This is a genomic window from uncultured Anaerovibrio sp. (assembly GCA_902786545.1).
GTDB lineage: Bacteria > Bacillota > Negativicutes > Selenomonadales > Selenomonadaceae > Anaerovibrio.
Map to the genome: position 1 here is coordinate 25,488 of CADACU010000019.1, position 9,991 is coordinate 35,478.

12 protein-coding genes, 3 tRNA genes and 1 rRNA gene are annotated in these 9,991 nt (G+C 45.8%); all 16 read right to left on the bottom strand.

Annotated elements, in window-relative coordinates; translation table 11 throughout:
• Position 1: 1 nt before the first annotated feature.
• Positions 2-910 carry an LCP family protein gene (locus QZV24_RS05400; protein ID WP_294521209.1) on the bottom strand — a complete coding sequence of 303 codons (909 nt, stop codon included), beginning with the start codon at positions 908-910 and terminating at the stop codon, positions 2-4.
• Between the two features lie 105 nt (positions 911-1,015).
• The gene (gene yqeK / locus QZV24_RS05405; RefSeq protein ID WP_294521210.1) at positions 1,016-1,594 is read right to left on the bottom strand and encodes a bis(5'-nucleosyl)-tetraphosphatase (symmetrical) YqeK; all 579 of its coding nucleotides are present in this window, start codon (positions 1,592-1,594) and stop codon (positions 1,016-1,018) included.
• Between the two features lie 114 nt (positions 1,595-1,708).
• A complete protein-coding gene (nadD, locus tag QZV24_RS05410; protein ID WP_294521211.1) occupies positions 1,709-2,323 on the bottom strand; it encodes a nicotinate-nucleotide adenylyltransferase in 615 nt (204 codons plus the stop codon).
• Position 2,324: 1 nt separating this feature from the next.
• On the bottom strand, positions 2,325-2,480 hold the full coding sequence (locus tag QZV24_RS05415) for a hypothetical protein (protein ID WP_294521213.1): 156 nt from the start codon (positions 2,478-2,480) through the stop codon (positions 2,325-2,327).
• Positions 2,477-3,730, bottom strand: coding sequence for a glutamate-5-semialdehyde dehydrogenase (locus QZV24_RS05420; RefSeq protein ID WP_294521216.1), 1,254 nt, complete (start codon positions 3,728-3,730; stop codon positions 2,477-2,479). The genes QZV24_RS05415 and QZV24_RS05420 overlap by 4 nt, the downstream gene beginning before the upstream one ends.
• Positions 3,731-3,754: 24 nt before the next feature.
• Positions 3,755-4,879 (bottom strand): glutamate 5-kinase, encoded by a 1,125-nt coding sequence (gene proB, locus QZV24_RS05425; protein WP_294521219.1) that lies wholly within the window; start codon positions 4,877-4,879, stop codon positions 3,755-3,757.
• Positions 4,880-4,928: 49 nt separating this feature from the next.
• Positions 4,929-5,234 carry a ribosome assembly RNA-binding protein YhbY gene (yhbY, locus tag QZV24_RS05430; protein WP_294521222.1) on the bottom strand — a complete coding sequence of 102 codons (306 nt, stop codon included), beginning with the start codon at positions 5,232-5,234 and terminating at the stop codon, positions 4,929-4,931.
• 15 nt (positions 5,235-5,249) lie between these two features.
• On the bottom strand, positions 5,250-6,539 hold the full coding sequence (obgE, locus tag QZV24_RS05435) for a GTPase ObgE (protein WP_294521225.1): 1,290 nt from the start codon (positions 6,537-6,539) through the stop codon (positions 5,250-5,252).
• A 234-nt stretch (positions 6,540-6,773) separates the two neighbouring features.
• Complete coding sequence (rpmA, locus tag QZV24_RS05440) at positions 6,774-7,067, bottom strand: 50S ribosomal protein L27 (RefSeq protein WP_294521228.1); 294 nt, start codon at positions 7,065-7,067, stop codon at positions 6,774-6,776.
• 5 nt (positions 7,068-7,072) lie between these two features.
• Complete coding sequence (locus QZV24_RS05445; protein ID WP_294521230.1) at positions 7,073-7,486, bottom strand: ribosomal-processing cysteine protease Prp; 414 nt, start codon at positions 7,484-7,486, stop codon at positions 7,073-7,075.
• A gap of 64 nt (positions 7,487-7,550) precedes the next feature.
• On the bottom strand, positions 7,551-7,862 hold the full coding sequence (rplU, locus tag QZV24_RS05450; protein WP_294521233.1) for a 50S ribosomal protein L21: 312 nt from the start codon (positions 7,860-7,862) through the stop codon (positions 7,551-7,553).
• Between the two features lie 230 nt (positions 7,863-8,092).
• Complete coding sequence (locus QZV24_RS05455; RefSeq protein WP_294521235.1) at positions 8,093-9,472, bottom strand: NCS2 family permease; 1,380 nt, start codon at positions 9,470-9,472, stop codon at positions 8,093-8,095.
• Positions 9,473-9,573: 101 nt separating this feature from the next.
• Positions 9,574-9,662 (bottom strand) — tRNA-Ser (locus QZV24_RS05460).
• A 7-nt stretch (positions 9,663-9,669) separates the two neighbouring features.
• Positions 9,670-9,745, bottom strand: a tRNA-Trp gene (locus QZV24_RS05465).
• 8 nt (positions 9,746-9,753) lie between these two features.
• Positions 9,754-9,829: transfer RNA gene (locus QZV24_RS05470), tRNA-His, on the bottom strand.
• Positions 9,830-9,893: 64 nt separating this feature from the next.
• A 5S ribosomal RNA gene (gene rrf / locus QZV24_RS05475) occupies positions 9,894-9,991 on the bottom strand; the annotation flags it as partial.

A 9,991-nucleotide genomic window follows, 5' to 3' on the forward strand; every position in this document is an offset into this window, starting at 1 on the left:
ATCAATTCTTGTCTTCTGGCGTTTTTATCGGAAATAATTCATCCACCATTTCCGTGGTTTTCTGCGGATTATAAATCCAGCTGTTATCCTTGGTCATTTCTCCCGGCAGTAGCATAACCTTTGGCTTGGTTCCCTGCATATTGGTTAACAGCTTGGCAAAATGACCGGAATCAAAGGCCTCAATACTGGATTTTATCCGTCGCTCACAGACATTCACCAGCTCCGGCAACTTGGTCATGGCCTCCGGTGTGAGCATTTTATCGTGCATAGCTTTCAAAAACTTCTGCTGACGCATATTGCGCCCGTAAGACCCCAAATCATCACTGGAAAACCGCAGATATTTCTGGGCCATATCCCCTTCCATATGCTGAAGTCCCTTCGGTATGTGGATATATAAATCTCCCTCCGGATCATCGTAGTTCAAGTCATTGTCCACATAAATATCAATGCCGCCTAAAATATCTACAATTTCCGACAAAGCCTCCGTATCCACTGCCAAATAATGATGAATAGTAACTCCCAGCGTCTGGGACACCGTCTGCTCCATCAACGGTATACCACCGTAATAGAAGGAGTTATTCAATGGCTCCGGAGCGTTTCTTCCCTGAATATTCACCAAGGTGTAGCGTGGAATAATCACAAACCGCACCTCACCGGTGTCATGCTTTACACTGGCTAAAATAATCGAATCCGCCTGCTGTCCGGTATCCTCCTTGCCGGCATCCAAGCCCACCAGCAACACATTGGTATAATCATCAAACCGCGGATCAAAGCTGGCCGCCCTTAAAGCCTTACGCTGCTTGTAGCCTTCATATATTTCCATATATGTTTCAAGAGTAGCACTACCCCACTCATACAGTTTAACCGAGGCCCAGCCTACCCCCACCATTACAACGGTACACAAAAACATGGCGAAAAAAATTCTCGTTATTTTGAGATTTCTCTTTCGTCGCCGCTCAGCCTGTTTATGTTTAATTCTTTCCCTAGTTGCACTGTAAGGCTTCTTTTTCATAGCTTATATATTCACATGCACCTTTATCAATATCTCATTACGGGCAATCACTGTATCAGGGTGAATTAAATGCCCCTTCTCCAACACAAATTCAATGGATCTGGTCAGCCCCGCCAACACCATCTCATCCAAGGTAGCAGTTTTGGCCAAACTCCTCAGCTCATCCACGCCCGGATAACGCCGACCTGGTTCAATCATATCAGCAAAATAAATTATTTTATCCAAATCCGTCATATCAGCTCCACCAACGGTATGCCGATATATGGCCTGACTTATTTCGCCATCTGCAATCCCATACTCTTCTTCAATCAGCCTGGCGCCTACATATCCATGAAGTAACAGTGGCATATTCTTTTCCACCATACCATAGGTAATATGTCTTTTTTCTGCCTCAGTTGGCAACTGCTCATTGGGAAACTGACGGGCGCAATCGTGCAAAAGGCCGGCAATGCGTGCCTTTTCGACATTTACACCAAATCGTTTGGCCAGAACCACCGCTGTATCTGCTACGCCCACGGAATGCTCATACCTCGTTGGTTTTAGCCGTGACTTCAGTTTTTCCTTCATTTCTTCGTAAGTCATTTTATACCTTTTCACATCACAAAGAGGACACCGCAGAACGATATCCCCCAATATGGTCTGTAAGTAATTGTTTCGAAATATACTGGAATGTACTGCTCTACTTCGTGACAATTCCTAATCTTTATAAAGGCCTTGCTTATAAATATACTGCTCTACCGCTGTTGGTACAATATACTTTATGGAATAACCTTTTTTTACCCGCTGACGGATATCCGTGGATGATATCTCCAGCTCAGGAGTTTCCAGTCGATGAATTTTTTGCTTCCCCAACTCCCCAAATGACTCCTTTATCTGGTTGACATCCGGTACACAGCCCTGTCGGGACGCCCCAATAAAATGGCACAGCTGCAGCAACTCATCAATACGATCCCAGGTGTGAATCTCCTGGATAGTATCCGCTCCAGTAATAAAGTAAAACTCTGTATCATTGCCATACTGGGTGATTAACTGCGAAATTGTATCAATGGTATAAGATGGCCCCGGCCGGCTCATTTCAATATCCGACACCTCAAAATTGGCATTGGAACAGGTAGCCAGTACAGTCATTACATACCGGTGCTTAGCCATAGTTACATCCTGATGCCGCTTGTGAGGCGGCTCTGCTGCTGGAATGAATATCACCTTGTCCAAATGGTACTCATCCCGCACGGCTTCCGCAGTCATCAAGTGCCCTACATGGATTGGGTCAAAGGTTCCACCCAAAATACCAACTCGTTTTTTTTCTCCCATATTATGCCCCTATAAATCTTAACAGATAAATTAACACGGCACAAACTAATATAATTATTATAGCCCCTCTGGCATAGTCAAAAGTATCATGGCGGCCCTTGGCGGACCGAAGATACTGTACCAGAGTTCGGCTATAACCCATCAACAGCTTTTTCACCGCACCTGTCCATCCCCGTTAATAAGGTATTTAGTGCTGGTAAGGGCCGTCAATCCCATCGGTCCCCTGGCATGGAGTTTTTGTGTACTGATACCTATTTCAGCCCCAAAACCAAATTCGTTGCCATCCGTAAATCTGGTGGAAGCATTAACATACACTGATGAGGCATCCACCTGACGCTGGAACAATCGGGCATTGGTCAAGCTTTCCGTTACAATGGTCTCGGAATGGCCTGTATTGTATTGGTTGATATGGGCAATAGCCTCAGCCACATTGTCCACCAACTTAACTGATAAAATCAGATCACCATATTCCGTGTGCCAGTCTTCTTCCGTAGCCGGCTTCATATCCTTGATAATTTCCCGGCACCGTGGGCAGCCTCTTAGCTCGCAATTCTTTTCCGCCATGGTCTTGGACAGCTTCGGCAGGAATTTTTCCGCCACATCCTTATGCACCAGCAAAGTTTCCATGGCATTGCATACCGACGGACGACTAGTTTTGGCATTTACAGCAATATTGAGGGCCATTTTCAAGTCAGCGGTTTCATCCACAAAGGTGTGGCACACGCCGGTACCAGTCTCAATTACCGGAACTGAACTGTTCTCTACCACGGTCTTGATAAGACCCGCGCCTCCCCGTGGTATGATTACATCCAGATACTCATTCATCCTGAGCATCAGCTGCACCGCCTGGCGGTCGGTCACATCCACAAACTGGATGGCTCCCTCGGGTATACCGGCCCCATAGGCGGCCTGCTGCAACAAATCAATTATTTTTTTATTGGAGTTAATGGCCTCAGAACCACCCCGTAAAATCACGGAATTGCCTGATTTTAGACAAAGTCCGGCAGCATCGGAAGTCACATTTGGTCTGGCTTCATAAATAATTCCTACCACACCCAACGGTACCCTAACCCGGCGAATTTCCAGTCCATTAGGTCGAACAGTGCCATAATCCTCTTCCCCTACTGGGTCTGGCAGTGCAGCAGCTTGTCTCAAGCCATCTGCCATACCAGCAATACGGTCTTTATTCAGCATTAACCGATCAATATAGGATTTGCGCACACCCTTGGCCTGGGCTGCATCTATATCCATCCTGTTGGCATCAATAATCGCATCTGCATGTTGTTCCAACATATCAGCCATAGCCAATAGAGCCTTATTCTTTGTTTCAGTGGACACCATAGTCATAGCCTCAGCCGCTTTTTTGGCCGCTTTAGCCTTCGTGTACAAGATTTCCTGTAAATCCATGGCTTCTGCCTCCCATAGAACCCATCAAATCATCAGCACCATATTATCCCGGTGAATAACCTCCGCTGGAGCATCCTCCGTCAATAGTGCTTTAAACTCCTCCGTTTTACGCCCTTTTATCTTCTGGACAATACCGGCATCAAAATTCACCACACCCCGGGCAATTTCTTGATATTCCTGCGTTAATACCCGAACAGTATCATCTTTATTATATTCGCCCTCGGAATGTTTAATTCCTGCTGCCAAAAGGCTGGAACCAGCCTTTAATGCCTTTACGCACCCCTCATCCACAACAATGTCACCGTTGATGCGCTTGCCAAAGGCCAGCCAGCTTTTACGAGCCTTCAGATGAGCTTCCTTCGGCGGGAATACTGTTCCCATCTGTTCTCCAGCCACAATGCGTCTGATAATATCCTTTTCCGCCCCTGAAGCAATACACATAGTTACACCGGAAGCTGTGGCGATTTTTGCCGCCTCAATTTTGGTAGACATACCACCAGTTCCCATATCCGATCCGGCCCCACCGGCTATCTGCTCTATTTGAGGCGTAATCTCGGCTATCTCGTGAATAAGTGTAGCATCAGGGTCCTTGGCCGGATTGCTGGTATATACACCGTCAATATCCGACAGTATTAGCAGCACATCAGCATCCACCAAGGCAGCCACCATGGCTGAAAGATTATCGTTATCCCCGATCTTTACTTCATCCACGGCTACCGCATCATTTTCATTGATAATAGGCACTACGCCCATTTTAAGCATGGTAAGCAAGGTATTGCGGGAATTATTATACTGCTTGTGCTGTACATAATTATCTCTGGTAAGCAGCACTTGTCCGGCCACCTGACCATACTCAGCAAACAGCTTGTCGTATATATGCATCAGCATACCCTGGCCTACAGCTGCCAAAGCCTGTTTTTCCTTGACCCCGGCTGGACGCTTGGCCAGTCCCATACGAACTACACCGGCACCAATGGCACCGGAGGATACCAGAATAACCTCCTTGCCCTGACTGGACAAATCCGCCAATTCACGGACCAACTGCTCTATCCTGTACAGATTCAGCTTGCCGCTATCATACAGCAGGGTGCTTGTCCCCACCTTCACTACTATGCGCTTGGCACTTTTTATATGCTCACGGGTGTCCATACCTAAAACCTCACTTACAATCACCAAAGCTATATTTATCTGCTAATGGTTATTTGGGCAATTCAATCTTTGGTTTATCAAAATTCCGTTTGAACAACAGTCCGTTATGGCCAATTACCTGCACCAGATTGGCATCGGTACGCTCGGCCAGGGTAGTAATGGCATCCTTGGGCTCCTCCATACAGTTCTGCAGAACTCGCACCTTTATCAGCTCACGCTTTTTGATAACCTCCGCTGCTGACTGAACCACCGTCGGGGTTACCCCCTCCTTGCCGATCATCACCACCGGGTCCATGGTCATGCCCATGGAACGCAAAAAGCTTTTTTGTTTACCAGTCAATGTATTTTTAATCATCCTAGATTTTACTCCTTAATCCCGATACTCAAATTCCATTTCACCGATTCGTACCGTGTTGCCCTCCTTGATACCCCGCTCAAGGAGTTTCTTATCAATTCCCTTGATGCGCCAAATATACTGAAATCTTCTGATAGCCTCATCATTGCCAAAATTGGTCATGGCAACCAGCTTATTCAGGGATTTGCTGCTAACAATAAAGTCACCGGCATCATTGCGGGTAATGGTTACCTTATCCGGGTCTTCCTCCTTGGCATCGTAAACCTTTACCCCTTCCTCAGTATCAGGCTCCTCCACATACTCATCCAGCACCTGCGCCACCCGATTGATAAGCTCCTGTGTCCCCTGCCGGGTTGCGGCAGAAATCGGGAATATTTCAATACCTTCCTTTTCTGCCAATTCCTTCAGGCGCTCGTAATTATCCGCTGCTTCCGGCAAATCCATTTTATTGGCCACCAAAATCTGCGGCCGACGGGCAATCTTTTCGCTGTATATTTTAAGCTCTTTGTTAATCTTATAATAATCCTCCACCGGATCACGGCCTTCAACCCCGGACGCATCCACAATGTGGAGAATAACCTTGGTACGCTCCACATGGCGCAAAAAATCGTGTCCCAAGCCAACGCCTTCAGCTGCTCCATCAATCAAGCCGGGAATATCAGCCATAACAAAGGTCCTTTCATCACCAATTTCACCTACATTGACCACCCCTAAAACTGGGGTAATAGTTGTAAAGTGATACTCGGCAATTTCCGGACGGGCCGCCGACACTGCAGCTACCAGACTTGATTTACCAACGCTTGGATAACCAACCAATCCCACATCAGCCAACAGCTTTAGCTCCAAAATCAGGTTGCGGCTTTCTCCCGGTTCTCCCAGTTCAGCAAAAGTTGGGGCCCGGTTGGCACTATTGGCAAATTTGGCATTTCCCCGGCCGCCCCGACCACCTTTGGCAATAACCGCTTTTTGTCCTACCTCCACCAGATCGGCCAGCAGCTCACCGGTATCAGCATCCTTTACCAAGGTTCCCTGTGGTACCTTGACGATACAAGGAGGGGCATTATGACCATACTGGTTCTTTATGTCCCCGTTCTCACCATTTTGTCCCTGAAATTTCCGATGATAACGGAAATCCAGCAATGTATTCATATTATTATCTACCACAAAGACTATATCCGCTCCCCGGCCACCATCACCACCGGATGGACCGCCCTTAGCCACGAATTTCTCCCGACGAAAAGCCGATTTACCATTACCACCGTTACCGGCAATAACCTTTATGGTAGTTCTATCGATAAACTGCATAAGCTCCTCCTGTCATAAACCAACCAGCAAACATTTTATGATAATATCTCGCACAGACAGCTGGAGTGTCTATAATTCTAGACCTGCATCTGGCTAATAGTCTAATTCAAGTGATGTATAAAAAGCTGGTATTGTCCCCCAATGCCAGCTTTTTATACACTACTATTAAATAACGCAAAAAGGGATGTGGACAAAATGATTGCTCATTTCATCACATCCCCATTCTCCGCTCAATTACGCAGTAGCTTCTTCAACTGCATAAACACTAACCTGACGGTTATAACGGCCCTTGCGCTCGAAAGCAACCCGGCCAGCAATCTTTGCGAACAAAGTATCATCCTTACCAATGCCTACATTGTTGCCAGGATGGAAATGGGTACCACGCTGACGAACAAGAATGCTGCCTGCGGTAACTACAGTACCGGCCTGCTCCTTAACACCAAGGCGCTTTGCCTCAGAATCACGGCCATTACGAGTACTGGAAACACCCTTCTTATGTGCAAAAAGCTGTAAATCAAAAGTGAACATTTCAATTACACCTCCTGATCCTGTTGAATCTCATAAATGTGCACCCCATCGGGATCATTCTCTCGGACACAGCTATCATAGATATCATACAGTCCAATGAGCATTGTCTCTAACAGTGCATCTGTTATATCATCGAGAGCTCCTGTCAGCTTTACCTGTAAGTCACCTGGCGCAATCCTATATTTCAGATAATGGGACAACTCATCCACATTATCCTCGGAAATATTATTCATGCGCATTAAGTGCTCACCCAAGCCTTTAAGGGTTGTCTGAACCAATGTCGAAACACCGGCACACACTATACTGCTTCCCCGCTCGCCATAATGACCAGCCACAGTATATCCCCATATTTTGCCCTCTTTATTACGATAGACTTTGATTTCGATACCATTGTCTACCGGTTGTCTGTCTCGTCTCATAGGAAATACCAACAACAATAAATACCATACAACGACTAACAGAACTAAAAGTCATTGCCACAGATTAAGCCTCGATCTTCTCGATAACAACCTTTGTGAATGGCTGACGATGGCCCTGACGCTTACGATAGTTGGACTTAGCCTTGTACTTGAAGACCAAAATCTTCTTGTCCTTGCCCTGAGCCTCTACCTTAGCGGTAACCTTCGCACCTTCAACAACTGGCTTACCAACAACAACATCGCTGTCCTTGATTACGGTCAAAACCTGATCAAAGGTAACAACATCGCCCTCAGCAGCCTCAAGCTTCTCAACAGTAATAACATCACCTTCGGTAACCTTATACTGCTTGCCACCAGTCTTGATAATAGCGTACATTCATTTACACCTCCCTATAAATATACTCGCCAATTACGGTACGGCCAAAGCCGTTTACAAACCTCACTGTGCGGTTGGGGAAAGCGCATCTAAGCGCTTACGCCTAAACATACTATCACAAAATCATCCCGTCGTCAACAAAATAATACCAATGATGTAAAAAAACAACATGATAGAAACCAAGCCTACCATGTTGTTTTTTTAATTGTTATTTCTTATCTGGTATAAGATTAAACAAAAACATACTTCAAAATAAAGATAACAGCCAATATATACATCACCGGACTAATGGATTTATGTCTAAACTCACCGGAGAGTACATTGATTACTACATAAGAGATGAAGCCCATAGCAATACCCTCAGAGATAGAGTACATAAATACCATGGTTACAGTAGCAATGTAGGCAGGGAAGGATTCAGTAATGTCTGTGAAGTCAATCTTGGTGAGACTGCTTACCATCAAAAAGCCAACCACAATCAAAGCCGGTGCCGTAGCAAAGGCCGGAATGGTCAGGAATAATGGGGCCAACAACAGGCTCAACAGGAACAGAATAGCTACTGTCCAGGCAGTGAGACCAGTACGCCCACCAGCACTGACACCAGCAGAGCTTTCCACATAAGTAGATACCGTGGAAGTACCCAACACAGCACCAACTGAAGTAGCCAAGGAATCTGCCAAAAGTGCACCCTTTATACGAGGCAGACGGCCCTGCTCATCCAGCATATCTGCCTTGGAAGCCACACCAATCAAAGTCCCAAGAGTATCAAACAGGTCAACAAACATGAAGGCCAAAATAACCGTAAAAAAGTTAAAGGTCCAGATGCCGGAGAAATCTACCTGCATTAAAGTTGGAGCAATATTCGGAATGCTAATACCATTGGAAAAATTAGGAATAGTTGAAAACATGCCCATTTCTGGGTTAGGAACATAAATTCCAGCTACCTCACAAATCATACCCAAAATCCAGGTGAAGAGAATTCCCCAAAGAATATCACCAGGGACCTTCTTATGAATAAGAACGGCCATTACCAAAATACCGATTAAGGCCAAAACAGCCCCCATACCAGTGGTATAGAAAGTACCATCAGCCAAAGAAGACTTGAAAGGGAAAATCGAAACCAGTGTTGGACTATCAACTACCAGCTTGGCACTCTGCATACCGATAAATGCAATAAACAGGCCAATACCAGCTGTAACACCTAATTTCAGGTTAGTTGGAACGCAGTTGAAAATTGCCTCTCTGACATTGGTCAAAGACAGAATAAGAAAAATAATACCCTCGATAAATACTGCGGCCAGAGCAACCTGCCAGGAATAACCCATTGCTCCGCAAACAGTGAAGGCAAAGAATGCATTCAAGCCCATACCAGGTGCCAAAGCAAATGGATAGTTGGCAAATATTGCCATAAAAATTGTACCGATAGCCGCACCCAAAGCAGTAGCTACAAAGACAGCACCGGCATCCATACCAGTGGTTGACAAAATACCAGGGTTAACAGCCAAAATGTAGGCCATAGTCATAAAGGTCGTAAGGCCAGCCACCATCTCAGTACGGATTGTGGTGCCATTCTCCTTTAAATGAAACAGCCTCTCTAAAGTCTCACTCATTTTCCATCCTCCTATAATATTGTAGAAAAACACATACATTATACCTTAATACGCGAAAAAAGCCAACAAAAAAAGCTGACAAATGTCAGCAATTTTGTAAATGGCGGAGCAGAGAGGATTCGAACCTCCGCAGCCTTGCGACCCTAACGATTTAGCAAACCGTCCTCTTCAGCCTCTTGAGTACTGCTCCACAAAAATGGCAGGGGCAGTAAGAATCGAACTCACAACCTACGGTTTTGGAGACCGTTGCTCTACCAATTGAGCTATACCCCTGTATTAAATGGGGCGATCGGTGGGGATCGAACCCACGCATGCTGGAGCCACAATCCAGTGTGTTAACCACTTCACCACGACCGCCATATTATATTTTCTTGACCTGAGAAAATACGCCATAGCATATTTTCCCAGTCAAGTGTGTTTTAACCGGCAACTTCCTATCCTCCCAGGCCGTCTCCAGCCAAGTACTTTCGGCGTATATGTGCTTAACTACTGTGTTCGGAATGGGAACAGGTGGGTCCA

What these genes read in the sequence shown, in the direction of transcription:
- proB (WP_294521219.1), bottom strand. Translation starts at nt 4,879, where the DNA reads ATGGACACCCGTGAGCATATAAAAAGTGCCAAGCGCATAGTAGTGAAG.
- QZV24_RS05400 (WP_294521209.1), bottom strand. Translation starts at nt 910, where the DNA reads ATGTTTTTGTGTACCGTTGTAATGGTGGGGGTAGGCTGGGCCTCGGTT.
- rpmA (WP_294521228.1), bottom strand. Translation starts at nt 7,067, where the DNA reads ATGTTCACTTTTGATTTACAGCTTTTTGCACATAAGAAGGGTGTTTCC.
- QZV24_RS05455 (WP_294521235.1), bottom strand. Translation starts at nt 9,472, where the DNA reads ATGAGTGAGACTTTAGAGAGGCTGTTTCATTTAAAGGAGAATGGCACC.
- nadD (WP_294521211.1), bottom strand. Translation starts at nt 2,323, where the DNA reads ATGGGAGAAAAAAAACGAGTTGGTATTTTGGGTGGAACCTTTGACCCA.
- yhbY (WP_294521222.1), bottom strand. Translation starts at nt 5,234, where the DNA reads ATGATTAAAAATACATTGACTGGTAAACAAAAAAGCTTTTTGCGTTCC.
- QZV24_RS05420 (WP_294521216.1), bottom strand. Translation starts at nt 3,730, where the DNA reads ATGGATTTACAGGAAATCTTGTACACGAAGGCTAAAGCGGCCAAAAAA.
- obgE (WP_294521225.1), bottom strand. Translation starts at nt 6,539, where the DNA reads ATGCAGTTTATCGATAGAACTACCATAAAGGTTATTGCCGGTAACGGT.
- QZV24_RS05445 (WP_294521230.1), bottom strand. Translation starts at nt 7,486, where the DNA reads ATGAGACGAGACAGACAACCGGTAGACAATGGTATCGAAATCAAAGTC.
- yqeK (WP_294521210.1), bottom strand. Translation starts at nt 1,594, where the DNA reads ATGACTTACGAAGAAATGAAGGAAAAACTGAAGTCACGGCTAAAACCA.
- rplU (WP_294521233.1), bottom strand. Translation starts at nt 7,862, where the DNA reads ATGTACGCTATTATCAAGACTGGTGGCAAGCAGTATAAGGTTACCGAA.